Origin of the sequence: Bacillus sp. K2I17 (assembly GCF_002209985.1) — a bacterium.
GTDB classification, from domain to species: domain Bacteria; phylum Bacillota; class Bacilli; order Bacillales; family Bacillaceae_G; genus Bacillus_A; species Bacillus_A wiedmannii.
Map to the genome: position 1 here is coordinate 71,811 of NZ_NJGF01000002.1, position 25,975 is coordinate 97,785.

Annotated in this window: 28 protein-coding genes and 1 pseudogene; 17 read left to right on the forward strand and 12 right to left on the reverse strand. The window is 36.7% G+C overall.

Features of this window, described 5'->3' with window-relative positions; genetic code table 11:
• The first annotated feature begins 5 nt into the window (after window positions 1–5).
• Genes CER22_RS03775 through CER22_RS03790 form a run of 4 tightly spaced genes read left to right on the forward strand, consistent with a single transcriptional unit; the run spans window position 6 to window position 3,483 of the window.
• Window positions 6–887, forward strand: a complete 882-nt coding sequence (locus CER22_RS03775; RefSeq protein WP_176551453.1) for an SGNH/GDSL hydrolase family protein — start codon at window positions 6–8, stop codon at window positions 885–887.
• Window positions 884–1,801 carry an ABC transporter ATP-binding protein gene (locus tag CER22_RS03780; RefSeq protein WP_088608211.1) on the forward strand — a complete coding sequence of 306 codons (918 nt, stop codon included), beginning with the start codon at window positions 884–886 and terminating at the stop codon, window positions 1,799–1,801. The genes CER22_RS03775 and CER22_RS03780 overlap by 4 nt, the downstream gene beginning before the upstream one ends.
• Window positions 1,794–2,786 (forward strand): ABC transporter permease subunit, encoded by a 993-nt coding sequence (locus CER22_RS03785; protein WP_088608212.1) that lies wholly within the window; start codon window positions 1,794–1,796, stop codon window positions 2,784–2,786. The genes CER22_RS03780 and CER22_RS03785 overlap by 8 nt, the downstream gene beginning before the upstream one ends.
• A 19-nt stretch (window positions 2,787–2,805) precedes the next feature.
• Window positions 2,806–3,483, forward strand: coding sequence for a uracil-DNA glycosylase (locus CER22_RS03790; protein ID WP_088608213.1), 678 nt, complete (start codon window positions 2,806–2,808; stop codon window positions 3,481–3,483).
• 41 nt (window positions 3,484–3,524) lie between these two features.
• Here CER22_RS03790 and CER22_RS03795 read toward each other — a convergent pair whose 3' ends face one another.
• From CER22_RS03795 to CER22_RS03805, 3 genes are all read right to left on the reverse strand, one after another.
• Complete coding sequence (locus CER22_RS03795; protein WP_000953389.1) at window positions 3,525–3,818, reverse strand: DUF3817 domain-containing protein; 294 nt, start codon at window positions 3,816–3,818, stop codon at window positions 3,525–3,527.
• A gap of 209 nt (window positions 3,819–4,027) precedes the next feature.
• Window positions 4,028–4,849, reverse strand: a complete 822-nt coding sequence (locus CER22_RS03800; RefSeq protein WP_046955486.1) for a Cof-type HAD-IIB family hydrolase — start codon at window positions 4,847–4,849, stop codon at window positions 4,028–4,030.
• Between the two features lie 281 nt (window positions 4,850–5,130).
• Window positions 5,131–6,414: a purine/pyrimidine permease gene (locus tag CER22_RS03805; RefSeq protein ID WP_142293426.1), complete on the reverse strand. Its 1,284-nt coding sequence runs from the start codon at window positions 6,412–6,414 to the stop codon at window positions 5,131–5,133.
• A 95-nt stretch (window positions 6,415–6,509) separates the two neighbouring features.
• On the opposite strand from CER22_RS03805, the gene CER22_RS03810 reads away from it, so the two are divergent.
• From CER22_RS03810 to CER22_RS03820, 3 genes are all read left to right on the forward strand, one after another.
• Complete coding sequence (locus CER22_RS03810; protein WP_137034927.1) at window positions 6,510–7,502, forward strand: potassium channel family protein; 993 nt, start codon at window positions 6,510–6,512, stop codon at window positions 7,500–7,502.
• A 6-nt stretch (window positions 7,503–7,508) separates the two neighbouring features.
• Window positions 7,509–7,796, forward strand: a complete 288-nt coding sequence (locus CER22_RS03815) for a YwdI family protein (RefSeq protein WP_001167358.1) — start codon at window positions 7,509–7,511, stop codon at window positions 7,794–7,796.
• Between the two features lie 65 nt (window positions 7,797–7,861).
• Window positions 7,862–8,230 carry a DUF423 domain-containing protein gene (locus tag CER22_RS03820; RefSeq protein ID WP_000688322.1) on the forward strand — a complete coding sequence of 123 codons (369 nt, stop codon included), beginning with the start codon at window positions 7,862–7,864 and terminating at the stop codon, window positions 8,228–8,230.
• Between the two features lie 31 nt (window positions 8,231–8,261).
• Here CER22_RS03820 and gerQ read toward each other — a convergent pair whose 3' ends face one another.
• The 4 genes and pseudogenes from gerQ to hemQ all read right to left on the reverse strand — a co-directional run bounded on the left by gerQ (window position 8,262) and on the right by hemQ (window position 11,683).
• On the reverse strand, window positions 8,262–8,690 hold the full coding sequence (gene gerQ, locus CER22_RS03825; protein ID WP_000068635.1) for a spore coat protein GerQ: 429 nt from the start codon (window positions 8,688–8,690) through the stop codon (window positions 8,262–8,264).
• Between the two features lie 27 nt (window positions 8,691–8,717).
• The gene (cwlJ, locus tag CER22_RS03830) at window positions 8,718–9,140 is read right to left on the reverse strand and encodes a cell wall hydrolase CwlJ (RefSeq protein ID WP_000538157.1); all 423 of its coding nucleotides are present in this window, start codon (window positions 9,138–9,140) and stop codon (window positions 8,718–8,720) included.
• A gap of 173 nt (window positions 9,141–9,313) precedes the next feature.
• Window positions 9,314–10,584, reverse strand: a pseudogene (locus CER22_RS03835) (serine hydrolase).
• A 355-nt stretch (window positions 10,585–10,939) separates the two neighbouring features.
• A complete protein-coding gene (gene hemQ / locus CER22_RS03840; protein WP_001287602.1) occupies window positions 10,940–11,683 on the reverse strand; it encodes a hydrogen peroxide-dependent heme synthase in 744 nt (247 codons plus the stop codon).
• 279 nt (window positions 11,684–11,962) lie between these two features.
• On the opposite strand from hemQ, the gene pta reads away from it, so the two are divergent.
• Window positions 11,963–12,934 (forward strand): phosphate acetyltransferase, encoded by a 972-nt coding sequence (pta, locus tag CER22_RS03845; protein WP_000067226.1) that lies wholly within the window; start codon window positions 11,963–11,965, stop codon window positions 12,932–12,934.
• A gap of 48 nt (window positions 12,935–12,982) precedes the next feature.
• Here the strand turns inward: pta and CER22_RS03850 are convergent, their stop codons facing one another.
• Together CER22_RS03850 and CER22_RS03855 are read right to left on the reverse strand one after the other, a co-directional pair.
• Window positions 12,983–13,828: a lipoate--protein ligase family protein gene (locus CER22_RS03850; RefSeq protein WP_088608216.1), complete on the reverse strand. Its 846-nt coding sequence runs from the start codon at window positions 13,826–13,828 to the stop codon at window positions 12,983–12,985.
• A 129-nt stretch (window positions 13,829–13,957) separates the two neighbouring features.
• On the reverse strand, window positions 13,958–14,650 hold the full coding sequence (locus tag CER22_RS03855; protein ID WP_087981931.1) for an RsfA family transcriptional regulator: 693 nt from the start codon (window positions 14,648–14,650) through the stop codon (window positions 13,958–13,960).
• A 284-nt stretch (window positions 14,651–14,934) separates the two neighbouring features.
• On the opposite strand from CER22_RS03855, the gene CER22_RS03860 reads away from it, so the two are divergent.
• The 6 genes from CER22_RS03860 to CER22_RS03885 all read left to right on the forward strand — a co-directional run bounded on the left by CER22_RS03860 (window position 14,935) and on the right by CER22_RS03885 (window position 20,952).
• A complete protein-coding gene (locus CER22_RS03860; protein WP_000526075.1) occupies window positions 14,935–15,159 on the forward strand; it encodes a DUF1450 domain-containing protein in 225 nt (74 codons plus the stop codon).
• Between the two features lie 311 nt (window positions 15,160–15,470).
• Window positions 15,471–16,526, forward strand: coding sequence for a FecCD family ABC transporter permease (locus tag CER22_RS03865; protein WP_000388283.1), 1,056 nt, complete (start codon window positions 15,471–15,473; stop codon window positions 16,524–16,526).
• Window positions 16,523–17,539 carry a FecCD family ABC transporter permease gene (locus tag CER22_RS03870; RefSeq protein ID WP_088608217.1) on the forward strand — a complete coding sequence of 339 codons (1,017 nt, stop codon included), beginning with the start codon at window positions 16,523–16,525 and terminating at the stop codon, window positions 17,537–17,539. Before CER22_RS03865 ends, CER22_RS03870 begins: the two co-directional genes overlap by 4 nt.
• A gap of 15 nt (window positions 17,540–17,554) precedes the next feature.
• Window positions 17,555–18,367: an ABC transporter ATP-binding protein gene (locus tag CER22_RS03875; protein WP_000212064.1), complete on the forward strand. Its 813-nt coding sequence runs from the start codon at window positions 17,555–17,557 to the stop codon at window positions 18,365–18,367.
• A 189-nt stretch (window positions 18,368–18,556) separates the two neighbouring features.
• Window positions 18,557–19,501: an ABC transporter substrate-binding protein gene (locus tag CER22_RS03880; RefSeq protein WP_088065050.1), complete on the forward strand. Its 945-nt coding sequence runs from the start codon at window positions 18,557–18,559 to the stop codon at window positions 19,499–19,501.
• 146 nt (window positions 19,502–19,647) lie between these two features.
• Window positions 19,648–20,952, forward strand: a complete 1,305-nt coding sequence (locus tag CER22_RS03885; RefSeq protein WP_000262747.1) for an HD domain-containing protein — start codon at window positions 19,648–19,650, stop codon at window positions 20,950–20,952.
• A gap of 39 nt (window positions 20,953–20,991) precedes the next feature.
• Here CER22_RS03885 and CER22_RS03890 read toward each other — a convergent pair whose 3' ends face one another.
• Window positions 20,992–21,177: a 2-hydroxymuconate tautomerase gene (locus CER22_RS03890; RefSeq protein ID WP_001147171.1), complete on the reverse strand. Its 186-nt coding sequence runs from the start codon at window positions 21,175–21,177 to the stop codon at window positions 20,992–20,994.
• A gap of 112 nt (window positions 21,178–21,289) precedes the next feature.
• On the opposite strand from CER22_RS03890, the gene CER22_RS03895 reads away from it, so the two are divergent.
• Together CER22_RS03895 and CER22_RS03900 are read left to right on the forward strand one after the other, a co-directional pair.
• On the forward strand, window positions 21,290–21,964 hold the full coding sequence (locus CER22_RS03895) for a site-2 protease family protein (protein ID WP_000372469.1): 675 nt from the start codon (window positions 21,290–21,292) through the stop codon (window positions 21,962–21,964).
• 25 nt (window positions 21,965–21,989) lie between these two features.
• A complete protein-coding gene (locus CER22_RS03900) occupies window positions 21,990–22,499 on the forward strand; it encodes a YwhD family protein (protein WP_087983730.1) in 510 nt (169 codons plus the stop codon).
• Window positions 22,500–22,533: 34 nt separating this feature from the next.
• Here CER22_RS03900 and CER22_RS03905 read toward each other — a convergent pair whose 3' ends face one another.
• Both CER22_RS03905 and CER22_RS03910 read right to left on the reverse strand, forming a co-directional pair.
• The gene (locus CER22_RS03905; protein WP_088065049.1) at window positions 22,534–24,585 is read right to left on the reverse strand and encodes a transglycosylase domain-containing protein; all 2,052 of its coding nucleotides are present in this window, start codon (window positions 24,583–24,585) and stop codon (window positions 22,534–22,536) included.
• A gap of 102 nt (window positions 24,586–24,687) precedes the next feature.
• On the reverse strand, window positions 24,688–25,413 hold the full coding sequence (locus tag CER22_RS03910) for a glycerophosphodiester phosphodiesterase (RefSeq protein WP_088065048.1): 726 nt from the start codon (window positions 25,411–25,413) through the stop codon (window positions 24,688–24,690).
• Window positions 25,414–25,565: 152 nt separating this feature from the next.
• Between CER22_RS03910 and CER22_RS03915 the strand changes: the two genes are divergently transcribed.
• Complete coding sequence (locus CER22_RS03915) at window positions 25,566–25,973, forward strand: MerR family transcriptional regulator (protein WP_088608218.1); 408 nt, start codon at window positions 25,566–25,568, stop codon at window positions 25,971–25,973.
• Window positions 25,974–25,975 lie beyond the last annotated feature (2 nt).

Consider the following 25,975-nt stretch of genomic DNA (forward strand, 5'->3'; position numbering starts at 1 on the left):
AAGGTTTGAAAATCGCTTTTCAAAATTGCGTTTGGTATAATTATGGACAATCTATGAGGGCTAAAAGGGGTTTTGATATGAGATCAAAAGTAGTAAAAGTAATTCTACTCATTACAATTGCATCTTTCTGTTTATTTGCATATGGCTTTGTTTCAGGTGTAAATGATGTATTAAATCCGAAAGCTTCAAATTTAATTAAAAAGACCGATGTAGTGGCAAAAGAGAAAAAGAAAACGGGAACGTTACAAATCGTTAGTTTAGGTGATTCATTAACACGCGGTGTTGGTGATAAAGAAGGAATTGGCTATGTTGGACGGATGAAAGAAGATTTACAAAAAGATTATAAGCAAAAGGTTGCATTAACAAACTTAGCTGTTAGTGGTGCAAAAATGCCCGACCTATTAAAACAAATTGAGAGTAGTGGCGCTCAATATTCAATTAAGCAAGCAGATGTAATCGTTTTAACAATTGGAGGAAATGATTTATTTCCAGGGTGGGAATCGCTTGAAAAGATAGATTTAGAAACATACCGTCCTGATACAGCGACGTTCCAAAATGAAGCGAAGAAAATAATAGAAGAAATTCGTAAGTTAAATACAGATAGCCCTATTTTTTGGCTTGGTTTATACAATCCTTTTGAAGATGTAGAAGATTTAAAAGGTTCTTCAAACATCGTTGTAGACTGGAATGCATCTTTAGAAAAATTAGCGATAAATAATAAAAATGTGTATATTACACCGACATTTGATTTATTCCAAAACCGTGGGAAAGATTTATTATACTCCGACCATTTCCATCCGAATGAAATAGGATATACATATATGGCGGACCGATTAGTTCAAAATGTTGCGAGTAAATTAAAACTAGAACAAGGAGGGGTAAAATGACGACGATACTTTCCGTACGTGACGTGAAGAAGGTAATTGGAAAGAAGACAATTGTAGAGAATATTTCCTTCGATGTAAAACAAGGGGAAGTGTTCGGCTTCCTAGGGCCGAATGGTGCCGGAAAAACAACTACAATTCGAATGTTAGTTGGATTGATTAAAGAAACAGAAGGCACGATTTCTATCGGCGGTTATTCTATTAAGGAAAATTTCAGAGAAGCGATGCGTCAAATTGGGAGTATCGTTGAAAACCCAGAACTGTATACCTATTTAACGGGATGGGAAAATTTAAAACAATTTGCCCGTATGTTAGGTGGTATATCAGATGAACGTATTATTGAAATTGCTCAAATGGTTCATTTAGATGAAAGAATTCACGATAAGGTAAAAACATACTCACTCGGTATGAAACAGCGTCTTGGTATTGCGCAAGCGCTTCTTGGAAATCCAAAATTGCTCATATTAGATGAGCCAACAAATGGTTTAGACCCAGCTGGGATTAGAGAACTTAGGGAATTTATACATAAGCTTGTGAAAGAAGAAAATATGAGTGTGTTTATTTCAAGTCATTTGCTAAGTGAAGTGCAAATGATATGTGATCGCGTTGCTATTATTCATAAAGGAAAGATGATAACAGTTGCCAAGGTTGAAGAGTTAATTAAAACAGCAAGTGATCGTGTAGAATGGATTGTTACACCGATTTCTAAGGCGAAAAATATGCTAGAAGATGCTGAGGAAGTAAGAGAAGTGAGTATAGAAGGTGATCGATTACTATGCCGCATGAATATCGCATCTATAAGTAATTGGAATAAACATTTTGTAGAAAACGGGATAGATGTACATAGCGTTAAGGAGCTTGTATTTACGCTAGAAGATTTATTTATTGAACTCACAAGGGGTGAGCAGCATGCGTGAATTTGCGAATCTAGTCTTAAATGAATCGGAAAAAATTTATCGTAAGAAACGTATTTTTGTTGTCATGCTTATTTTAGCAATCTTGATCCCACTTTTCGTGTATGCGCAGTATCGTGAAGTAGAAACGACACAAAAAAGGCTCGGTACGACGGATTGGAAAGTTTCATTACAACAACAAATTGTTGATTCTCAAAACCGCTTGAACAATTCTAGACTACCAGAAGAATGGCGTGATTGGCTAAAGGTAAGAGTGGAGCAGCAACAATATTATTTAGATCATGATATTAACCCGATGGCACCGGGTGCACCCACTTTTGTAAGGTCGTTTATTGAGCAAGGAATTACATTGTTTATTCCGCTTCTCGTAATGATTGTCGCTATCGATATTGTTTCAGGAGAGCGAAGTGATGGAACGATGAAGATGCTACTTACACGGCCGATTCGGCGCTGGAAAATACTTCTTAGTAAGTACGTGACGATGTTATTTTTCATTTCACTCATACTGCTTCTTGTCGGTTTGTTTGCTTACATATTATCTGGGCTTGTATTTGGATACTCGGGATGGAATTTGCCTGTTTTAACTGGGTTTGTTATTGATAAGGAAACGTTAAATACGAATTTTGTACACCTTATTCCGCAGTGGCAATACGTCTTGATGGCGTATGGGTTAGCTTGGTTTGTTGCTATCGTTGTCGGAACTATATCATTTATGGTTTCTGTTTTAATTCGAAATACACCAGCCGGTATGGGCGTTATGTTAGCCGCATTAATCGCAGGTGGCATTTTAAGCTCGTTTGCAACATCTTGGGAGGGTGCGAAATATATTTTTAGTGTGAATTTATCATTAACAGACTATCTATCAGGAAAATTACCTGCATTACAAGGCTTATCGATGGGGTTCTCTTTAATGAATTTAACGGTTTGGGCAGTTATATCCCTTATTATTTCGTTTGTAGTATTTACAAAACAGGATATGGTGAATTAATTGGACGGGAAGTGAAAGCATGAAAAATGTTTTAAAAAATGATTGGGAGCCATTATTGGCACCAGAATTTGAGAAAGAATATTATCGTAAGCTGGCTGATTTTTTGAAAGAAGAGTACAGTACACATGTTGTTTATCCAAGGATAGAAGATATTTTTAGCGCTCTAGAGTATACAAGTTATGAAAATACAAAGGTCGTTATTTTAGGGCAAGATCCATATCATGGACCGGATCAAGCACATGGTTTAAGCTTTTCAGTACAGCCCGGCATTAAAACGCCACCGTCATTGCTAAATATGTATAAAGAACTTCGAGATGAATATGGTTATGAAATCCCGAATAACGGTTATTTAGTAAAGTGGGCAGAGCAAGGGGTTTTATTATTAAATACGGTATTAACAGTTCGACAAGGTGAAGCCAATTCTCATAAGGGAAAAGGTTGGGAGCATTTCACAGATCGTGTAATTGAGCTATTAAATGAACGTGAAAAACCGGTTATTTTCATATTGTGGGGACGTCATGCACAGGCGAAGAAAAAGTTAATTACGAATACGAAGCATCATATTATCGAGTCTGTACATCCGAGCCCATTATCGGCAAGACGTGGTTTCTTTGGTAGTAAGCCATACTCTAAAGTAAATACGATTTTAGCTAATATGGGCGAGAGAGAAATTGATTGGGAAATTCCAAATTTGTAAATAAAAAAGGTAGTTAACAGTCGTTAACTACCTTTTTGCTATTATTGTTGTTCGTTCTTTAATTTTGCATCTAGTACAAAAGTACCGAATGGGATAACTGATGAAACAAATGCCCCAAGTGCCCATGCAATTGATTTGCGGTGTACGATTGTTACTTGAATTACCGCAAAGATGAATAGAATAAATAAAACACCATGAGCCATACCTGTAATTTTAACGGCTGTTGCAAATCCTGCAAAATATTTTAATGGCATTGCTACAAATAATAGTAATAGGAAAGAAATCCCCTCAATTAAGCCGATTGCTCTTAATCGTCCGATTGGTGTAGATAACATGAAGTAGCCTCCTTTAATGTATGCTTGTATATAGTAAATTTGTATTCTTTTTCAAAATAAAATAGTCTATTTTGTTCCATTATATACAAAAAGAAAGTTTACACTACGAGAATAGTGCAAAGTTCAAAATATAGTCACAAAAGCATGAGAATTTAAATAAAAACCTATTTGAAGTGTTTGACTTCAAATAGGTTTTATGAGTGAAAATATTAAACAAGTGCTTCTCTTTTTAGTACGAACTTCTCTACAACTTTTGCAACGCCATCGTTCATATTTGTATCTGTTACGTAGTTTGCAATTTCTTTAATATCATCTGGTGCATTGCCCATTGCAACACCAAGACCGGCGAATTCGATCATTGCCTGATCGTTATAGCTATCGCCCATTGCGATAACTTCTTCGCGCTTAATGCCAAGTTTTTGAATCAGTTGGTTTAAGCTTGTTCCTTTTGTAACACCGGCTTCAGTAAATTCTAAGAAGAATGGTTTAGAACGCATAACACTTAATTGGCCTTCTAGTTGTTTTTGTAGTTTTGATTCTACCGTTTGTAAATGTTCTGGATTTTCTACCATTAACACTTTTACAACTGGTTGTTGTACAGATTCTTTCAGGTTATTTACTTCTACGATTGGCATACCCGTAATTTGACCTTCAATTTCTGTATAAGAGTTGTTTTTTTCAGTGATAATATCGTCACCAATGTATGTGTGAATCCATACATTTTCTTCTTTACTAATATCGTAAAGACTGTGAACGATTTCAGGGGATAATGTACTACTGAATAACTCTTCATCTGTTTTACAGTTAATAATTTTTGCACCATTAAATGAAAGAATAAAGCTACCGTACTCCTCTAATTGCAATTCTTTTGCGATTGCACGCATTGCGAATGTTGGACGTCCAGAAGCAAGTACAACTTTTACACCTTGCTCTTGTGCAGTCATTAGAGCCTCTTTCGTACGAGGTGAAATGGTATGGTCGTCACGTAATAAAGTATCATCTAAATCTAAAACAATCATTTTATAAGTCATATTGAAAATTCCTCTCTTTGTTGAAATAGAAATAAAGTTTTATGAAGATATTGGGGAATATATAGTAAGACATCGAACTTCTTTTTGTGAAGCTAGAAGAAGTTCTGTATTTTTAGTATAAATTACCACGAGCACGTTGCCCATGATAATTTATACTGCTAATGCCCGATCGGTGAGAGCTAATCATTAGTAAAGATGAATAGCTCTCATTGATTAAAGTTTAACTTTATCATTATCGTAACAACTCTAAAGATAGAGTGCAATAATGGAAGTTTTCCAATTTACGATGGTTGTTTTTCTGTAGAACGAGAAAATAGTATTTCGAGCAAAATTGCCATTACAGATCCAAGAACAAGACCGTTACTTAAAAACGATGCTAGAAACGGCGGGAGTGTAGAAAATGCTCCTGCTGGAACAAACATAACTCCGACTCCTGTAAAGATTGAAAGACCTGCTACTTTAAATAACCGTTCTTTATCTTGTACTGTTTCGTATTCGCGAAAGGCAAGGCCAATCATGCTTGCAAATACAGGGTAAATGGCAGCATATCCGACTGCGACAGGTATCGCCGCAAAGAATGAAGTAATCTTTGGGAATATACTAACGAAAATAATAAAGCTTGACCCTAACATAAATGGGAGTCGTTTATAAATATTAGTCGTTGCAATAAATCCTGCTGATCCAGAAATCGCGACAGGTCCAATAGCTGAAAAAAGGCCTCCTAGCAATTGATTTATTCCTGTTATAATACCGGCTTGTTTGAAACGATCTGGTGCTGCATTCTTTTCATACTTAGAGACAATCCTTTGCACAACGCGAATACTTGCTAACATATTTGTTAGAAGTAATAGTGTAACGAAAACTACCGTAATTGCCATGTTCCATTCAATACGAGGCATTCCGAAAACAAATAGAGACGGAAAACGGATTATATCTGTCACAGGCGTTACTGGATTTGATAATCCGAAGCATGCGAATAATATCCAGCCGCAGACGATACTGAAAAGAACGGAATATTGTCCAATAATAGGTAGCTTCATGATGAAAAAGGATAGTAAAATAACAATGAGTGAAAGAATAAATACGTCAGCTTGTACCTCTGTATGTTGTCCGTCAAGACCGAACATTCCCTTTAAGAAGGACCCGCTAAGTTGCGCGACGAGAAGAAATAAATATGTTCCAATTACTGTCGGTGTAAAATAGCGCACTAGTTTATCGATGAGTCCAAAAACACTAAGAATAATACAAATGATACCACTTAATAGGAAGGCGTACTGAAGTACTTTAAGCGTTTCGTTGCTGGATCCAAATAATACGATACCTAAACTTGCATAAAGAGAGAAAATGCCCCACCAAAGGCCTGAAGGACCTTCTTGAATAGGAAGTTTATGCCCAAATATAGCTTGCAGTAGGCCGGCAAAGCCAAGAACAAATAATGTTCTTTGTACGAATGCAATAGCTTCAGTGCCATCGAGACCATAATTAGTTGCGACGCTAATTGGTACAATAAGGCTCCCAGCTAAAATAAATAGCGCCCATTGTAAGGCGGAAAGAAATGTTTTCATTATATCAACCTCTTTCATAGATTCCGTATCTAGTATATATGTATTTCATTTCCACTGGCAAAGATTGTAGATAGAGAAAAGAGTTGAAACACGATATGAATGCACGGAAGCAATTATGGATAGCAGTTATATGTATGACCTTTGTTGTAATTCTAGGAACGTTAGGATTTATGGCGATTGAAGAGATTAGTTTGTTTCAAGCATTTTGGATGACGATGATTACTGTATTAACTGTTGGGTACGGAGATGCCGTTCCTGTAACACAGGCAGGAAAAGTTTTTGCGCTTCTTATCATACCGGTTGGAGTCGGTATTGTTACGTATGCAATTGGTGTAGTGGCAGCTATGATTATTGAAGGGAATTTATTTCATGCAGTACGGAGGAAGAAGATGGATAAACAAATAGCACAGTTACAAAATCATATTATCGTATGTGGTTGTGGTAGAGTGGGGCTTCAAGTTGTACATGAATTGCAAGAAAAGAAAATTCCATTTGTCGTCGTGGATAAAGATGAAAGTATATTAGAGAAGGAAAAACTTTTGTATGTACACGGAGATGCAACGGAAGATCAAGTGTTACATCATGCGGGAATTTCAAAGGCAGCCGGTTTAGTTGCTATCGTAGCAAATGATGCTGAAAATGTATTTATTACATTAACAGCAAGAGGGCTAAACGATGCAATTAAAATTGTGGCAAGGGCGGAAAAACCGGAAACTGAAGACAAATTAAAGCGTGCTGGGGCAAATAAGGTGATTAATCCATCTAGCATGGCAGGAATTCATATTGCAAAAGGTATTGCGAATCCGCTAACAGTTCATTATATTGATACAGTACTATATGGCGTGGAACAGTCATTTGTAATTGAAGAAATTGCAGTCGGCAAAGGTTCTATTTTAGCTAGTAAATCGTTACTAGAGAGTGATGTGAGAAATCAATTTGATGTAACAATTTTAGCGATTTTGAGAAATGGGGATGTTATACATAATCCAACAGGGCAGGAAAAACTACGAGAACATGATATGATAATAGTGTTTGGTTCAGTAGAGAAGCTAGGACAATTTGAGAAAGAACTACAAAGTAAGAGGTGACAAGGAATGCAAATATCGAGCGATAAGATTTTAAATAAAATGGCGAATGAAATTGCAAAGGCAAAAAGCAGTGAAGGGCAACAATCAAAAGCGCATTTATTAGTTGTGCGAGCGTTATGTGATTTATTATTAGATGAACAAGCTGAGCCTTCTATGTATAGAGAACCTGAGATTCCATCACAAGTAATTGGATCTCAGCCTATGACGACAGTTCAACCAGTTATGCCGGTTTCTGGAGAACCTGTTTATATAAAAGAAGAAGGCGCAAACGGTAATTCTTTATTTGATTTTTAGAAGATAAATCGTTTGGCTTATATGAAAAAATTGCTTATGATAAAGGTAAAAAAAGGGGAATTAAGATGAAAATTTTCTTTTTACTAGGTTGTATTGCGGCAGGGCTATCTGTTGCGTTAGGGGCTTTTGGAGCACACGGTTTAGAAAATAAAGTTTCTGCAAAAATGTTAGAAGTTTGGAAAACAGGCGTTACATATCAAATGTTTCATGCAGGTGGACTATTCGTAGTTGCTTTATTAATGGATAAAATTCAATCATCACTTTTAACTACTGCTGGCTGGCTTATGGTAGCTGGGATTATTATGTTTTCAGGTAGTTTGTATGCATTAAGTACGACAGGTATTAAGTTCTTTGGCCCAATTACACCTCTTGGTGGTGTAGCGTTTATCGTGGCATGGATCTTAGTCGGAACTGCAGTTGTAAAAGGCTTATAAAAAAACAAAAGCTGGCATATGCCAGCTTTTTTTATGGTCTTGGAGCATAAGTTGCTTGTTGACTAGGTAAATACATAATTTCTTCTGGGAATTCTACATAATCTAAGTAAATCATTAGTAGTAAAAAACGTTTCCCCGATTGCGGTTCACTAATAACGATGTGATCACGTCCAGCTGCCTCAATAATACCTGTATAAGATTGTGTACCGAGTGAACTACCACGCTCATAAGTCATTACTACGGTGGCTTGCTTGCCTTTGTTCAAGCGAAGAATATTTTCAATATACGACTGTTCTAATGGTAACATGCCTTGAGAGACGGCATATTGAGCTTGCGCAGCTTGTTGTTGCATCGCTTGCTGTTGTTGCTGTTGCTGTGGGGTCATTTGTTGCTGTTGTGCATAAGTTCCAGATGGTTGATAAAAACCTGTTCCATAATACGGGTTTTGTTGCTGTGCCATTCAAAAATCCCTCCTCGTTTTCATTCCTTAATATACGCTAGGGCAATCCCCGGCAGATGGTTGGAAGAAGCAGTGCTTTTTAAAACGTCCAGAGTTTTGTTGGTCATACCAAGTTGGTGGGCAAGGACCTTCAGGTCTAAAAAACCATAAGGCGAAATTTGCAGGCCAAAAACGTTGTCCTTGAATCGTTCGCCTTGCTAATGCGATATCTTGTTCTCTTGCACGCTGATAAAAATACCCTTTTTGCGTTGCCTCAAAACCGCCAGGATTTTGATAAACCATTTGACGTAAATTACGTATTTTTTTAAAATCTAAACAATTTCCGCGGACACGATTTACCCCTACGTTTCCGACCATTAACATTCCTTGTTGTCCTTCTCCTTCGGCTTCAGCACGCATCAGTCTAGCTAATAACTTTACATCTTCTTCGTTATAAGCAATAACACCCATTATGTGTCACCTCTCTTTTTGGAATACCTTGTGGAAAGAGGTTTATTTCTAGATGAAGTGTGTAACGATTACTAGTTCATACGTATGAGAAAAAGGACTCAGATATGACAACCAAACGAAGTTTTACATGGAGAGGAAAATAAAAAAAGCTAGCGTGAGCTAGCTTTCCATCATTAAAATACTTTAGACCATAAGTTTGAGAAAAAATCTCCAATAGAGCGCATTGTTAATACGAACCAATTTGCCTTTTCAACTTCTTCTGTCGTTTTTGCAGTAACTTTCATGTTTTTATTTCCATCTAAAAATCCGTATTTATCAGTTGGTTCTAGAACGATGGAACCTACCTTTGCATCCTTTTTAACAGGAGCGACTAAATGTCCATCTTCAGCAAGAGATTTATCTACTTCAGTCCCAATTTTATAAGGATCTTTGCTACCTTTTTTCGCAATTACTGTTATTTCTTTTTCCGGTGTAACAGTCACTTGATCTTCTTTCCCTTTTAATACAGGAATTGTATTATTTTTATCTATTTTTAATTTTTGTTTCTCAAAGTTATTAAATCCGTATTCGATTAATTCACGAGATTCTGTGAAACGCTCGTCCATTGATTTTGTTTTAATAATTACTGAAATGAGGCGTAAGTCACCACGTTTTGCTGTAATAGTGAATCCGTATCCAGCAGTATCAGAACTACCAGTTTTTAAACCATCTGTTCCTTCATAAGAGAAAGCGGCACCTGGTAACATCCAGTTCCAGTTTTCCATACGAATTGGTTTCGGATGATTATCTGGGAAGTTTCTAAATCTTTGTTTTGTATCCTCTAGCATTTCTGGATACTTTGTAATTATTGTTTTTGAAAGCATACCCATATCGCGAGCTGACATGGAATTTTCTCCATTCGGATCCGTTCCCTCAGGGTGTTTTCCTTTTAAGTCAGCGTTATTTAACCCAGTAGCGTTTACAAATTTATATTTCTTTAACCCTAGTTTTTTTGCATGTTCATTTGCAAGATTCAAGAAGTTCTTCTCACTTCCTGCAAGAAGTTCTGCTAAGGCAATACTAGATCCGTTTGCAGAGAAGATAACGATAGAATGATATAATTCTCTTACAGTATATTGACGTCCCTTTTCAAATGGAACGTTAGAGAATTCATTATTACGTGAAACTTCATAAGCATAATCAGAAATGTTTACCTTTGTATCCCAAGTAATTTTTCCTTCTTTAATTGCTTCTAATACGGCATAAACAACAATTAATTTTGACATACTAGCAATAGCTAGTAATTCATCTGGACTTTGTTCATGCAGTATTTTTCCTGTATCTGCATCAAATAGAAGTGCAGCGGCCGCTTCAATGTGTATTTTTTTTCCGCATGGGATGTTGTTACTCCTAAGGAAGAAATTGACAATAAAAGCGCTAGTAAAATAGATAAGATTTTCTTCATATAGATTATCACCTTCGCATCGTTATTAGCATGTAGCTCGTACCATTTTAGCATAAATTTGGATATAGAAAGGTTACAATTTTGTAAGGAAATTGAAAAGAATTGTCGATTTTTGTTCAAATTTGCAGAGAAAAGAAGTTTTTTGAGGAGAAATATAGAGGATAATAAAAAAAGGAACGAAATTCGTTCCTTTTTTACGATTTGCCCCGCTATTTGCCGGGCAGTAAGATCCCCACCTAAAAATTAAGCGAAAGCAAAGAAGTTAGATGGGCGATCAACTGCTTGTAAAAGCCCGATTGGTGAAGGCTAATAATTAGTGGGGATGAACAAAACCCCCACTGATTAAAGTTTCACTCTATATGTGTAAAAACTTCTCTACCTTTTCGTCTGGTAAAATGTTTCCAACGAAAAATGTTCCGAATTCACCATAACGAGCACTTACTTCATCGAAGCGCATTTCATATATAAGTTTTTTAAATTGAAGAACATCGTCAGCGAATAATGTTACGCCCCACTCAAAGTCGTCGAATCCAACTGATCCTGAAATAACTTGGCGTACTTTACCTGCGTACTGGCGACCGATTTTACTATGACTGTACATCATTTTTTTACGTTCTTCCATAGGAAGCATGTACCAGTTGTCATCACCTTGGCGACGCTTATCCATTGGGTAGAAGCAAATGTGATTTGCTTTTGGTAGTTCTGGATATAAGCGAGCTAAGATTTGTGGGTTTTGATATGGATCTTCATCAGCTGGAAGGTAGTTGCTTAGTTCAACAACAGATACGTAAGAGTATGCAGGAACCATATATTCAGCTAATGTTGTTTTATTCAATTCTGTCTCAATTTCATTTAACTCTTCCATTGTTGGACGTAAAATCATAAGCATAATATCAGCTTTTTGGCCAACAACAGTATACATTGCATGACTACCTTTTTTCGCGGTAGATACTTCGTTCCATTTTTCAACGACATTTAAAAATTCAGACACAGCTTGTCCGCGTTCGTCGCTAGATAATGTTTTCCAGGCAGCCCAATCAATAGAACGTAAATCATGTAAACAATACCAGCCATCTAACGTTGTTGTTGCTTCACTCATTCTATTCACCTCAGTTAATGATAGTTTTACACGTTAACTATAGCATATATAGTTTTAAAATCATCTATATAAAACCTTAGCGCATAAAATTGTCACATTTAAATTTACTTGAAAATAGGAGAAGATAAGGCTTAAAGGGGATTTATTTCTAGGCTGAATTTTATGAAAATATAATCATTTTAATTTTATCTATTTTTTGGGAGCTATAAGTTTAAAATATAGAGGAAAAGCAGTATTCTTAAAGATAGAGTTTTTTAACATATGTAGGAGGGTTTATTCGTGAGCAACTTATTTACAACAGTAAAAGAAAAAGTTCAAGGAAAAGGCATTTCTATCGTACTTCCTGAAGGAACTGATGAAAGAATTTTAGGCGCTGCAGAGCGTTTAGCAAAAGAAGAGTTAGTACAACCAATTTTAGTTGGTAATAAAGAAGAAATTAGCGCAAAAGCTGCTAGCATGAATTTAACATTAGCAGGCGTTGATATTTATGACCCAGCTACATACGAAGAAATGGATGCAATGGTAGCATCTTTCGTTGAACGCCGTAAAGGTAAAGCAACTGAAGAAGACGCTCGCAAAATCCTTAAAGACGAAAACTACTTCGGTACAATGCTTGTATACATGGGTAAAGCACACGGTTTAGTAAGTGGTGCAGCTCACTCTACAGCTGATACAGTTCGTCCAGCACTTCAAATCATTAAAACAAAACCAGGCGTTACAAAAACTTCTGGCGTATTTATCATGGTACGTGAAGAAGAGAAATATGTATTCGCTGATTGTGCAATTAACATTGCACCAAACAGCCAAGATTTAGCTGAAATTGGTATCGAGAGTGCGAAAACTGCTGAACTATTCGGTATTGATCCACGCGTTGCTATGTTAAGCTTCTCTACAAAAGGTTCTGCGAAATCTCCAGAAACAGAAAAAGTTGTAGAAGCAACTCGTATTGCAAAAGAAATGGCTCCTGAATTAACTTTAGATGGAGAATTCCAATTCGATGCTGCATTCGTACCGTCTGTAGCTGAGAAAAAAGCTCCAGGTTCTACAATTAAAGGTGATGCTAACGTATTTGTATTCCCAAGCTTAGAAGCTGGTAATATTGGCTACAAAATCGCTCAACGTTTAGGTAACTTCGAAGCAGTAGGACCAATCTTACAAGGTTTAAATATGCCTGTAAATGATCTATCTCGCGGATGTAACGAAGAAGAAGTGTACAAGTTAGCTTTAATTACAGCAGCTCAAGCACTTTAATTCTATAATGAATCGAAATAAAGACCGTCGCTATTATAGCGACGGTCTTTATTTTTCTAAGCCAAGTGCTTTATTGTTACGATCAATAATACGTTGTAAATTCGTCTCATATAAAGGTATTTCATCTATTGTTAATTGAGATGGTGTTAACTTTGGAGCGAATTGCTGCAGTGTTTTTAAAAGGCGCATCATTAAATCTTGTACTGTAATAGTTTCGCCAAGTAATTCTGAAAGTGAAGCCATCGTACTCGGTATAATTTCAGGATACGTAAAGCGTGTTTCTTCTCCTTGAATGGCTAGGTTGTAGAAATCACGAACGAGTGCGGCACGCTCAGAGCCACTTCCTGTAGCGCAGAGATAAATTTGGACAGCGACACCACCGCGAATACGGCGCTGTGAAATGCCAGCAAATTTTTGATTGCGAATACTTAAGTCATAGCTACCAGGACAGTAAGAACCAACAATTTCTTTTGCCTCGATTGTAACATCGTAATCGTTTAACATTTCCTTAATTAAATGCCACATTGTATCGTATCCAAGATCAATATCGATACCTTTTTCTGTCTCTTGGAATAAAAGTGATACGTTTAAAACACCTTCATCAAGTACGACTGCAAGTCCACCGGAATTACGAACGATAACATTGAAGTTGTTTTCTTGTAAAAAGGAAATACCTTCTTCCAAGTGTGGTAGGCGTGAATCTTGAATGCCAAGAACAATTGTATTGTGATGAACCCAAGAACGCATTGTTGCAGCTGATTGACCATTTCCAATGCTTGTGCACAGTGTGTCATCCATTGCGAATGACTGCAATGCATGGAATGTTGGTCCCAAACTAGACTGATCTACAATACGCCACTCTGGCTGAGATAAAATGGAACGGGAATTGCTCATATAACTAACCCCTTATCTTTAAAATGACAATCTCTATTATAGCAAAAAATGAAGAAGGGGGTTTTCTCGCATATAAAGGGAAAGTTTAAAGATGAAAGACTAAAAAAGGATGCATTACATGCATCCTTTCTATTCTGCAATTTTTTCTAAATTACCGTTTCGATCCATTCGGAAAGATGTTTGAGAACGTTCTTCGTCATCCATGACTGCCAACTTACGAGCTCGGTTCATAATATTCATAAGTGTTTCGTAATCTTCTTGTACAGTATGAGATTGTTTTTCTAATTTTTCTAGTTTCTTTTCTAGTTCTTCATTTCGAAGGATTTGTGCTCTAATCTCTTGTTTCAATCTCGTATTCTCGTTTTCAAGAGCTGTCACTTTTATATTTGAAGATCCGACTGTTTGTAAAAAATAAATAACATCTTGCATTGTCATAGAGCTTTTTGTAGCAGGAACGGTAGTTTCTTTATATGGAATAGCTTCTTTATATTGTACAATTGATTCCTCTTGTACGAATTCTTCATAATCAGTTATCGAATCTGAAGCTGGTGGTGTATAAAGTAAACGTTTTTTCGCTTGTTCACCGCTTGCAGCGCGCATTTTATCTTTACGATGTTTTTTTGCTAGTTGAAGAGCTTGTTCATAACTATAGCGAACAACAGCATTCCAACGGAAACCACAGGCAGCCGATGTACGATTTAATTGATCACCCACTTCTTCAAATGCATTTAATTGAGTACTTCCTTCTCGAACGTGACGAAGTACAGTTTCAGCAAGTAATAAATCATCCTCATCCGTCCAAGCATCTTGTCTTACTTTCATAGATTCAACTCCCTTTCTTTTTATGAACTTCCTATTTTTATAATGGGCAAAAAAATGAGCTTTTATACAAAGCTTTTAAAAATATGGTAGATTTCGATGAAAGGTATAAATTTTGCCAAGAATGACGTAAGCTTCTGTAGGAGAACATATAAATATGTAGCATTATATGAAGAAAGAGCTTTAAAGGGAAACTTGCAACGAGCTTCAAAGAGCGGTAAAATACCATTTAGTGTTTATTTTTAAATGTACTTGAGAAAAGTTTAAAATAGAGGAAGTGTTATATAATGGGGAACGAATTTCGTGTGTGTGATGATTGTCAGGCAACGAACGTTAAAACGTTGATTCCAAAGTTAAAAAAAGTAGATTCATGTGCAACGATTGAAGTTGCATGTCAGTCTTACTGTGGTCCTGGTCGTAAAAAATCATTCGCATTTGTAAATAATCGTCCAGTCGCGGCTCCAACAGAAGATGAATTAATTGTAAAAATTGAAGCAAAGTTAAATAAGTAAGAAAAAGAAGAGTGAACAGATTACTCTTCTTTTTTATGTCCATACGAGGAATGAGTTATTCTACGAAAATACAATTGAGTAGATTAACATTCAATGAAGGAGGGGCATCATTTATTCATTCAAATTTCAATTTATATAAATTTATATTTCAAAATAATGGTTGACAGTCTTTTGAAGCGATAGGTAGAATAGAAAGTGTCTGATTCTGATAATCATTATCAAGAAAAGGTCAATTAACCTAATTTTTTATTACTATTTGAGAATAAATTTCATTTCATTAAATATATGTTGTTGGTTAGGATGGTTGAGGTATGGAAGCGAGCGCAAGGAGTATAGAACAGCAAGATGTGAATGTTAAAGAGATTAAGAGCAGGCCGCTCGTTGCTTCTATTATTTTAGTAGCAGGTACAGTTTTGTTAGCTTTAAGCATGGCAGTTTCTATTTCGTTTGGTGCTGCAGATATTAGTTTAAAGACTGTATGGCAAGCTGTGTTTCAGTTTGACGGTTCTATTACGCATCATAACGTAATTCAAGAACTTCGCATGCCTAGAGCAATAGGGGGCGTAGTTGCAGGTGCCTTTTTAGCAGTATCAGGGGCAATTATGCAAGGTATGACGCGAAATCCACTTGCTTCACCATCGTTAATGGGAATTACAGATGGAGCTGTATTTGGAATTGCAATTATGTATGCATTCTTCCCTAATTCACCTTATTTAATGTTCGTTATCGCATCTTTTATTGGGGCTGCGTTTGGAGCGAGCATTGTATATGGAATTGGGTCTTCTTCACCAGGTGGATTAACACCTGTGAAGTTAGCTTTAGCGGGTGCAGCAATTAGTGCTTTATTAGGGGCCATTTCATCTGGAATTGCGCTATATTTCAACCTTGCCCAAGAGGTGAGTATGTGGAATGCAGGCGGAGTTGCGGGAGTGAAATGGGAAAGTATTAATATGTTAGTACCAATTGGCCTTGTTTGTCTCTTTATTGCAATTATGATGTCGAGGTATATTACAATTTTAAGCTTCGGTGAAGAAATTGCGATTGGACTTGGTCAAAATACGACATTAATTAAATTTATCGGAACAGTACTTGTTCTTGTGTTAACAGGTTCTGCGGTTTCTATGGCAGGATCGGTTGGATTTGTTGGTCTTGTAATCCCGCACATGACTCGTTTCCTTGTAGGCTCAGACTATAGATGGGTTATTCCATGTTCTGCGGTCTTAGGTGGGCTGTTAATTGAATGTGCAGATATGTTATCTCGCGTTATTAATCCGCCGTTTGAAACGCCAATTGGAGCAATTACAGCGCTAATTGGGGTTCCATTCTTCCTCTACTTAGCACGTAACGAAGGGAGAGGGAAAATGTGAGGACAAGTGTCTTAACAAAAAAGAACGTTTCTGTTTTAACAATCTTAGTAGGATTAATCGTTACTGTATTTTTAGTAAGTTTAAATACAGGGACATTTAAAATACCGCCAATGGACGTATTAAAGTCATTGGTTGGACTTGGGGCTGAAGATCAGTCTGTTATTTTATTTGAATTCCGTATGCCGCGTATGGTCATTGCTATATTAGTTGGATCTGCTTTAGCGATGTCAGGTGCGATTTTGCAAGGGGTATCACGTAATCCACTTGCTGATCCAGGTATTATTGGTATTAACGCTGGAGCGGGGTTAACAGTCGTTATCTTCGTTTACTTTTTCTTCGGGAAAGTTGGAACTGGTACATTTTTATCTGTATTTATCCTTCCTTTCTTTGCGTTAGTTGGTGCGATATTAGCAGCGGTTATTATTTATTTACTAGCATGGAAAGACGGCGTTTCATCAACGAGATTAATACTTGTCGGTATCGCTGTTGCAGCCGGGTTTGGTGCTGTTAGTTTAATTTTTTCTATGAAGATGACATCTAACGATTTCCGTTTTGCTACGATTTGGTTAGCAGGAAGTCTATGGGGCACAGATTGGAAATTCGTACTAAGTGTACTTCCATGGATGGTTATTTTCTTGCCACTTGCTATTAGTAAGGCTCACATATTAAACATAATGAACCTAGGCGACTCCACAGCGGTTGGCCTTGGTGTAAATGTAGAAAAAGAAAGACGTAAATTATTATTTATTGCAGTTTGTTTAGCTGGTGCATCTGTTGCTGTTGCCGGAGGAATTGGTTTTATCGGTTTAATGGCTCCGCATTTAGCTAGACGCCTTGTCGGTGGTAAACATCAAATTATGCTGCCTACCGCTGCACTAATAGGGACGTTTTTACTCTTATTCGCAGACGTAATTTCAAGAAGTGTGTTAACAACTTCAGAAATACCGGTCGGTCTTGTTATTTCTGTAATTGGTGCACCATATTTCATATACTTACTTATGAGGACAAAATAAAGGGAGGCTTTTTGTATGGCAACTTTAGCAGTTGATGCGGTATCTGTTGGCTATAATGAAGGGTTAATTATTGATGGATTAACAGTTGAAATTCCGGAAGGGAAAATTACAACAATTATTGGACCAAATGGTTGTGGGAAGTCCACATTATTAAAAACAGCTTCTCGTATTTTGAAGGCGAAAAAAGGTACTGTTTATCTTGACGGAAAAGCAATCGAGAAACAGCCAACGAAAGAAATCGCAAAGAAAATGGCGATTTTACCACAGACTGCAGAAGTGCCAACTGGCCTTACTGTGTTTGAACTTGTTTCATATGGACGTTTTCCTCATCAAAAAGGATTTGGAACGTTGAAAGAAGAGGATTATCGTTACATTCATTGGGCACTTGAAGTGACGGGAATGACAGAATTCGCAAATCGTCCAGCAGAGGCGTTATCAGGCGGGCAACGTCAACGCGTATGGATTGCGATGGCTCTTGCACAAGGGACAGAATTACTCGTATTAGATGAACCGACAACGTACTTAGATATGGCTCATCAATTAGAAGTATTAAACTTATTGAAAAAGTTAAACGAAGAAGAAGGTAGAACGATTGTTATGGTTATCCATGACTTAAACCATGCTTCTCGTTTCTCAGATCATATGATTGCATTAAAAGCAGGTAAGTTAATGAAGCAAGGAACGCCAGACGAAGTGATGACGAGTGAAACACTTCGCAGTGTATTTGAGATTGAAGCTCAAATCGTTCCGTGTCCAGTAAACTGTAAACCAATTTGTTTAACATATGATTTAGCGATGATTAGTAATCAATTGCGTAAAAAAGCATAAGTAGATCCCCCTCGTAAAGAGGGGGGCTTCTAATGGACGTTGAGCTTCTTATTAGTAAATAGGAAGTTGAACACCCGTTAGAACGGGGCATAAGCAACAATTAATCAATATATATTTATTAATTGTTAATCTTGTTTCTTATAGTTCACTGTAACTTATAAGAGAAATACAGCTAGAAGGAGTGGGAACATGAAGAATTTTAAAATGGCGTTATTAGCAATGGTATTAGTCGTTACTTCTGTACTATTTGCAGCTTGTTCTAACAAAGAAGAGAAGAAAGCAGATGCGAAGGATGCGAAGACTGAAGAGCGCACTGTACAACACGCAAAAGGGGAAATTAAAATTCCTGCAAATCCAAAGAAAATTGCTGATCTTAGTGGTTCAACAGAAGAATTATTAATCTTTGGTATGAAACCAATTATTACTGCTAATACATCTCAAGAAAAGATTGATGCACATATTGAAAAGAAATTAAAAGACGTAAAACCAGTTGGTTCTGCTTGGGGCGATAAAATTAACATCGAAGCAGTAGCTGCTGCAAAACCAGACTTAATTCTTGTAAACAATCGTCAAGAAAAGATTTATGATCAATTATCTAAAATTGCACCAACAGTTATGTTAAAAACTCCATTAGACCAATGGCGTCCGAAATTCGAAGAAGTAGGTCAAATCTTCGGTAAAGAGAAAGAAACGAAAGAATGGTTCAAACAGTATGATGAAAAAGCAAGCAAATTACATGACAAAATCGTTGCGAAAACTGGCGATGCTAAATTTATGAAAATGGCTGCATATCCAAATGCTTTCCGCGTATACGGTGACTACGGTTACGGTAGCGTAATCTTTAATGATTTAAAATTACCAGCAGTTAAAGGTACACCAACGGATAAACCACTAGTACAAGTACAAAAAGAAGCTTTAATCGATTACAACCCGGATTACTTATTCGTATTTACAACTGGTGACGGTTCTCAACGTCTAAAAGAATTCAAAGAAGAATCAATTTGGAAAAACATGAACGCTGTTAAAAACAACCACGTATTTACAATTAAAAACGAAGACGTAAACAAAGGTTACTTCCCTCTAGGTAAAGAAATGATCTTAGATGAAGTTGCTGAATTCGTTTTAGGGAAATAATGTATAAACAGAAATCACTTTTACTTTGGTAAAAGTGATTTTTTCTTTATATAAGGGCAATTAATATAGTCTTTCATTTCTTTCTGTTTCCTATTTCGTTTATAATATATAGTAAGAATGCAGTAAAGAAAGGGGGATGTCGGAAGGTGGTATATTTAAACGACAAACTCAGCGAAACAAAAGTGTTTAAAGACCCGGTACATAAATATGTGCACGTGCGCGATCGTGTTATTTGGGATTTAATCGGAACGAAAGAATTTCAACGCTTGCGCCGTATTAAGCAGCTTGGAACGACATTTTTTACATTTCACGGTGCAGAGCATAGTCGCTTTACTCATTCGTTAGGTGTATATGAAATTATTCGTCGTATGATTGATGATGTGTTTGATGGCAGACCAAACTGGAATGCTGAAGATAGATTGTTATGTTTATGTGCGTCATTACTTCATGATGTCGGTCACGGTCCATTTTCTCACTCGTTTGAAAAAGTATTTTCATTAGATCATGAGAAATTTACGCAAAAGATTATCGTTGGAGATACGGAAATTAATCGCATATTAAGTCGTGTGGATAAAGACTTCCCGCAAAAGGTAGCCGATGTAATCGCCAAAACATCTACGAATAAATTAGCGATTAGCATGATTTCCAGTCAAATTGATGCAGATCGTATGGACTATTTATTAAGAGATGCGTATTTCACTGGCGTAAAGTATGGAAACTTTGATATGGAACGTATACTACGTGTCATGCGTCCATATGGGAATCAAGTAGTCATTAAAAATAGTGGTATGCATGCTGTTGAGCATTATATTATGAGTCGTTATCAAATGTATTGGCAAGTATATTTCCATCCGGTAACGCGCAGTGCCGAAGTTATTTTAACGAAGATTTTACACCGTGCAAAATCATTGCATGAGAAGTATTATACATTTAAAAATCATCCGGTTCATTTCTATTCTTTATTTGAAGAAGAAGTTACAGTAGAGGATTATTTAAAGTTAGACGAGAACGTTATGTATTATTACTTCCAAGTATGGCAAGACGAAGAAGATCCAATTTTAAGTGATTTATGCCGTCGTTTTATGAATCGAAACCTATTTAAATATGTAGAGTTTACAGATAAGCACGGTTTAGATAATTGGATGGAATTAAGTAGCTTATTTAAAAAGATTGGACTTGATCCAGAATACTATTTAGTAGTTGATTCAACGTCAGACTTACCGTATGACTTTTACCGTGCTGGTGAAGAAGAAGAACGTCTGCCAATCTTACTTCTTATGCCAAATGGAGAGCTTAGAGAGCTTTCGCGTGAATCGGATATTGTTGAGGCAATTACTGGTAAGAAGAGAAGGGATCAAAAACTATTCTATCCGCATGATTTAATCTATGAAGATGGAAGAAAAGGAAAATATAAAGAGAGAATCATCGAATTACTAGAAGGAAAAAAATAAGAAGCAGCTAAGAGCTGCTTCTTATGAAAGAACTTGAAATTATTTGTCGCTTAAGCGTTTTCCGCCAACTGCATAATGGTTTTTAGACATTTCTTCGATGAAAACAACGATGTTTTCTTCAGGAGCACCAGTTGTTTCGCTTACTGCTGCTGTTACTTTCTCAGCAAGAGCTTTCTTTTGTTCCTCTGTGCGTCCTTCTAGCATTTTCACTGTTACGTATGGCATATATAATCGCTCCTTTTATGTAAGTTACACTCTTATTATAGCGGATTATGGGGAAGAACAATCGAAAAAACAAATAATTTCTTTTTTTGACATATTGAAGAGGAGATGAATCATGGATCAGTTATTTAGATACCCATTGCAACAAATTCCGTTGGTAGCAATGGCCATTATTATTGCGTTATCAGTGCATGAATTTGCGCATGCATATGTTGCATATAAATTTGGAGACGATACAGCAAAGAAGCAAGGCCGTTTAACATTATCACCGATGGCGCACTTAGATCCTATTGGGATGATCGCTGTATTAATTCTTGGTTTTGGTTGGGCAAGACCTGTTCCTGTTAACCCATATAACTTTAAAAGGCCGCGTCTTGCAGGGATATTAGTTTCAATTGCAGGCCCAATTAGTAACTTAATTTTAAGTGCAATTGGTTTAATTATTTGGTATAGCCTATTAACATTTGGTGTATTAGATTCAATTCCATTTGCAGTAGCAGATACATTGGCTCAATTCTTCCGAATTTTTATTATGCTTAATATCGTATTACTTGTATTTAACTTATTGCCAATTCCGCCACTTGATGGGTATCGAGTTGTGGAAGATCTAGCACCAACAAATATTCGTGCGAAAATGACACAGTATGAAAAGTATGGAGCAATAGCGTTATTAATTCTTGTTATTACACCGCTTAGCAATTATACAATTCAACCTATTTTTAATGTTGTCATTCCATATGTATTTGTATTTTTAGACAGTATCATTGCGCCTATTTTTGGCCTTTTATAATCATTAAGTGAGGAGGAGTTTACATATGACAGAGAAAAAGAAAAAAATCGGTTTTAATATCGTGAAAAATGATTCAACAGATGGACATGGTGGTTTTGGTGTTGGAGCATTAAGTCTAGAAAACATTTCACCTGTATTTGTCGATGTACTAGAGAAAACAGCATTTGTTGATATCGGTGCAATGCATGCACGTAGTACAGTCGAAAAAGGTATTAAGTTTTTAACAAATAAAGATGAAGTTCCAAACGGAAAACCATTTTGGCTTGTGTGGGTAACGATTGAAAGAACGGCGACAGGTGCTTATTATGCAGGTGTAACAGCTTGTGAAATGACAGTTGACCGTGAAATTCGCCGCGGATATAAATCACTTCCAGAGCACGTAAACAAAATGGATAAATCAATGAAGCGTTACATTATGGTTGACCATATGGATGAATCATCTAAAAAAGTACTTGGTACATTCTTGAAAGAACATAATGAAGCGATTTGGAACGAATCTAGTGAAGAATTGCGCCGTGCATTATTAAGTGAATAAAAAATAGCTGACGGATGCCCGTCAGCTATTTTTTTTACCAAGGAAGATATTTTTTCCACCAACTTGTTTTCTTCTTTTCTTCAGTTGTCTTTTCAAATTCCTCTTTGTCATCGACATGATCCATACAATATTCAGTTGGTTCTGTACCTTTTGCGAAATACATTTTAACTGAAATGGGACAATTTTTTGTAGCGATTTTTCCGTTTTCAGGGTTAATATCGACTGCAACGACGTCACTTGGTTGTTTAAACTCTTTTTGAGGTTGTCCATCTAAGCCTTTTTCCATCGTATCGGTCCATATTTTTTTCGCATATCCTTGTTCTGCTACGTTTGAAATCGATTTAGGTTGATCGTATCCAACCCATACACCCGTTACGATTTGCGGGGTAAATCCAATCATCCAACTATCTGTTTCAGTAGAACCGGATTTTCCGGCATATGTTCTTGATAGTTTAGATAACATCGATTGACCAGTTACAGCAGCATAGCTGCTCAGTTTTTTATTAAACATGCCCGTCATCATTTCTTCCATTACAAACGCTTTGCTTTTATCGAGAACTTGTTTACTCTCCAAATGAGCATCGTATAGCATGTTTCCTTCCTGGTCCATAATGCGGCGAATAAACATCGGTTTTACTTCTTTTCCGCCGTTTGCGAACATGCTATAAGCGTTAACCATTTCAATTGGTTTTACAGGAGATGTACCGAGAGCGAGAGACGGAACATCTTTTAATGCGGTAGTAATACCGAATTGCTTCGCTGTTTTTGTAAGAATGTCTTCGCCTAAAAATAAATTGGTCTTCACGGCATATACGTTATCAGAGACCGCAAGAGCTTGCGCCATTGTTACAAAATCGTCTGCATAATAGTCTTTATAGTTTTTCGGTTTATACTTTGAAACACCGTCACCTAAAGTGAACACAGTGTATTCGCTTTTTAAGCGCGTAGCAGGGGTGAATCCTCGTTCTAATGCCGCGTAATACAGGAATGGCTTAAACGTAGATCCAGGCTGTCGAGCGGCCTGTGTAGCCCTGTTAAATTGACTCGTATTATAATCAGTTCCACCAACAAGGGCAGCTACTTCACCTGTTTTTGGATTCATAGAGACGAGCGCAGTTTGTATGTTTGTTGTGTCAGGTATGTGATCTTTTACAGCTTGCTCTGCAACAGATTGTAATTTAGGGTCTAGTGTTGTATAAATACGCAGGCCACCCTTTTGTAAGGCTTGTTCATCTAATCCGATATCACGAAGAAGAGAAGCTTGTACAGCATCTTGGAAATAAGGTGCAATCTCTGCCACTTTTTTTGTATCTAATGAGGCAAAAGTTAGTGGCTCTTTTTTTGCTGACGTTGCTTGTTTCTTCGTAATGTAACCTTGTTCTACCATTTCGTCTAATATGAGAGATTGTCGTCCTTTCGCACGATCCTCTTTTAAAAAGGGAGAGTAGACACTAGGTCCTTTCGGGATACCTGCGAGCATACTAGCTTCCGCTAATGTTAATTCTTTTGCTGTTTTATCGAAATATAGACGAGACGCAGCTTCGATTCCGTAAGCACCATGCCCGTAATAAATTGTATTTAAATATCCTTCTAAAATATGATTTTTATTATAGTTCACTTCAAGGCGAATTGTGTACATCGCTTCTAATAGTTTACGTTTCCACGTTTTATCATGATCTAAGTATAGGTTACGAGCATACTGTTGTGTAATCGTACTAGCACCTTGGACCTTTGCCATCGCTTTTAAATCGGCAACAATAGCACCAGCAATACGTTTCATATCAAAGCCATGATGTTTGTAAAATCGTTGATCTTCGATAGAAAGTGTCGCCTCTTTTACATAAGGAGAAATTTCATTGAGAGATACATTGTAACGTTTTTGCATTTCATTACTTTGTCCGATAACAGTGTCATCATTAGCGTAAAAGACACTTGTTTGTGGGACAGCAACAGGAGGAGGTCCCATAATTTTTGCAACTATAATAATAACAAAAAAGGAAAAAACAAAAAAAAGAACAGAAGAAAACATTACGGTGAAGAAAAGACGTTTATATTTTTTAAGTTTCGGATTCATAGTTTGATCCATCTTTTTCAGCCCCTCAATACTAATACAAACATTATTGTATTAGTATTGAGGGTTTTCGGTTATTTTAAACAATGAAATTTCGAAAACAAAAAGCTCCTTCAATTAAGAAAGGAGCTCAAAGGCACGTGCTGGCCAATCGGTAATAATGACATCTACGCCATAGTCAATCATAGTTTGTAAATCTTTGTATTCGTTAATCGTATAAGGGCGGAAAACGTACCCTTGATCTTGTGCAAATTGAATAAATTCCTTTGTTAGTAATTGAAAGTTTGGATGTAAACCAGTTGCTTCTCTATTTTTTGCTTCAGCGATAGGATCAGCAAGTGGTGTATCATATAAAATTGCTCTTGGGATTTCAGGAGCTATTTCTGCTAATAATGAAACAGAGTCGTGGTTAAATGATGAGAATATAATTTGATTAGATAGATGGTATTCACGAACGAGAGCAACAGCTTTTTCTTCAATAGTTGGATAGTGGATAACATCTGTTTTTAACTCAATATTGAGCTGTAAATTTGTCGTAGATAACCAAATGAATACTTCACGTAACGTTGGGATTTTTGCTTCATGGAAAGAAGGGTCTTTATGGCTACCAGCATCTAAAGCTTGTAATTCCGCTACCGTTTTTTCAGAAACAAGACCTATGCCATTTGTTGTGCGATCTACTGTTTCATCGTGAATCACGACAAGTTCACCATCTTTTGATAGGTGGACATCAAGCTCAATTCCGTGGGCACCAATGCGTTCTGCTTCTTGGAAGGCAATCATCGTATTTTCTGGATGTGTTCCTTTTACCCCGCGGTGGGCGAAAATAAGTGGTTTATTCATACGGAAATCTCCTTATCGTTTCTTTTCTTTCATTATGAAACTGCTTTTGGAAAAATACAATTGAATAGGATAAACATTTACAAAAGTCTAACAGTTGCACAAAAGTTAACGTTAACGTAAAATGTAATAATTGAGTGAAGGGAGGAATAAACATGTATAAAATTGATGAAGTCACAAAGCAAGTTGGTTTAACAAAACGTACACTTCGTTATTATGAGGAAATTGGTTTAATTCATCCCCCTGAACGTAGTGAGGGGAACATTCGCCTGTATACGGACGAGGACATCGCCAGAATTAAAAGGATTGTAGAAGCGAAAGAAGTGTTAGGGATTACACTTCAAGAAATGCAACATTTTTTATCGTTAAAAGAAAGAATGGAGCAAAGAAGAAATAGTGAGAATCCTCGTGACCGCGAAGTGATTCAAGAAATTAAAGAGATGCTTGAAAAACAAGTGCATACGCTAGACGAGAAAATGGATCAAATGCAGCGTGTAAAGGCGGAACTCGAAGATAGCCTACATCGTGCAGCGACATTTTTAGAGAGTACAAAAGGAGAATGATC

Coding starts and splice junctions, on each gene's coding strand:
- CER22_RS03880 (WP_088065050.1), top strand. CDS start 18,557: ATGAAGAATTTTAAAATGGCGTTATTAGCAATGGTATTAGTCGTTACT.
- CER22_RS03865 (WP_000388283.1), top strand. CDS start 15,471: ATGGAAGCGAGCGCAAGGAGTATAGAACAGCAAGATGTGAATGTTAAA.
- CER22_RS03850 (WP_088608216.1), bottom strand. CDS start 13,828: ATGAGCAATTCCCGTTCCATTTTATCTCAGCCAGAGTGGCGTATTGTA.
- CER22_RS03860 (WP_000526075.1), top strand. CDS start 14,935: ATGGGGAACGAATTTCGTGTGTGTGATGATTGTCAGGCAACGAACGTT.
- CER22_RS03805 (WP_142293426.1), bottom strand. CDS start 6,414: ATGAAAACATTTCTTTCCGCCTTACAATGGGCGCTATTTATTTTAGCT.
- CER22_RS03785 (WP_088608212.1), top strand. CDS start 1,794: ATGCGTGAATTTGCGAATCTAGTCTTAAATGAATCGGAAAAAATTTAT.
- CER22_RS03890 (WP_001147171.1), bottom strand. CDS start 21,177: ATGCCATACGTAACAGTGAAAATGCTAGAAGGACGCACAGAGGAACAA.
- cwlJ (WP_000538157.1), bottom strand. CDS start 9,140: ATGGGTGTTATTGCTTATAACGAAGAAGATGTAAAGTTATTAGCTAGA.
- CER22_RS03800 (WP_046955486.1), bottom strand. CDS start 4,849: ATGACTTATAAAATGATTGTTTTAGATTTAGATGATACTTTATTACGT.
- CER22_RS03810 (WP_137034927.1), top strand. CDS start 6,510: ATGAATGCACGGAAGCAATTATGGATAGCAGTTATATGTATGACCTTT.
- CER22_RS03855 (WP_087981931.1), bottom strand. CDS start 14,650: ATGAAAGTAAGACAAGATGCTTGGACGGATGAGGATGATTTATTACTT.
- CER22_RS03910 (WP_088065048.1), bottom strand. CDS start 25,413: ATGAATAAACCACTTATTTTCGCCCACCGCGGGGTAAAAGGAACACAT.
- CER22_RS03900 (WP_087983730.1), top strand. CDS start 21,990: ATGACAGAGAAAAAGAAAAAAATCGGTTTTAATATCGTGAAAAATGAT.
- CER22_RS03820 (WP_000688322.1), top strand. CDS start 7,862: ATGAAAATTTTCTTTTTACTAGGTTGTATTGCGGCAGGGCTATCTGTT.
- CER22_RS03790 (WP_088608213.1), top strand. CDS start 2,806: ATGAAAAATGTTTTAAAAAATGATTGGGAGCCATTATTGGCACCAGAA.
- hemQ (WP_001287602.1), bottom strand. CDS start 11,683: ATGAGTGAAGCAACAACAACGTTAGATGGCTGGTATTGTTTACATGAT.
- CER22_RS03815 (WP_001167358.1), top strand. CDS start 7,509: ATGCAAATATCGAGCGATAAGATTTTAAATAAAATGGCGAATGAAATT.
- CER22_RS03915 (WP_088608218.1), top strand. CDS start 25,566: ATGTATAAAATTGATGAAGTCACAAAGCAAGTTGGTTTAACAAAACGT.
- CER22_RS03895 (WP_000372469.1), top strand. CDS start 21,290: ATGGATCAGTTATTTAGATACCCATTGCAACAAATTCCGTTGGTAGCA.
- CER22_RS03795 (WP_000953389.1), bottom strand. CDS start 3,818: ATGTTATCTACACCAATCGGACGATTAAGAGCAATCGGCTTAATTGAG.
- CER22_RS03780 (WP_088608211.1), top strand. CDS start 884: ATGACGACGATACTTTCCGTACGTGACGTGAAGAAGGTAATTGGAAAG.
- CER22_RS03875 (WP_000212064.1), top strand. CDS start 17,555: ATGGCAACTTTAGCAGTTGATGCGGTATCTGTTGGCTATAATGAAGGG.
- gerQ (WP_000068635.1), bottom strand. CDS start 8,690: ATGGCACAGCAACAAAACCCGTATTATGGAACAGGTTTTTATCAACCA.
- CER22_RS03905 (WP_088065049.1), bottom strand. CDS start 24,585: ATGGATCAAACTATGAATCCGAAACTTAAAAAATATAAACGTCTTTTC.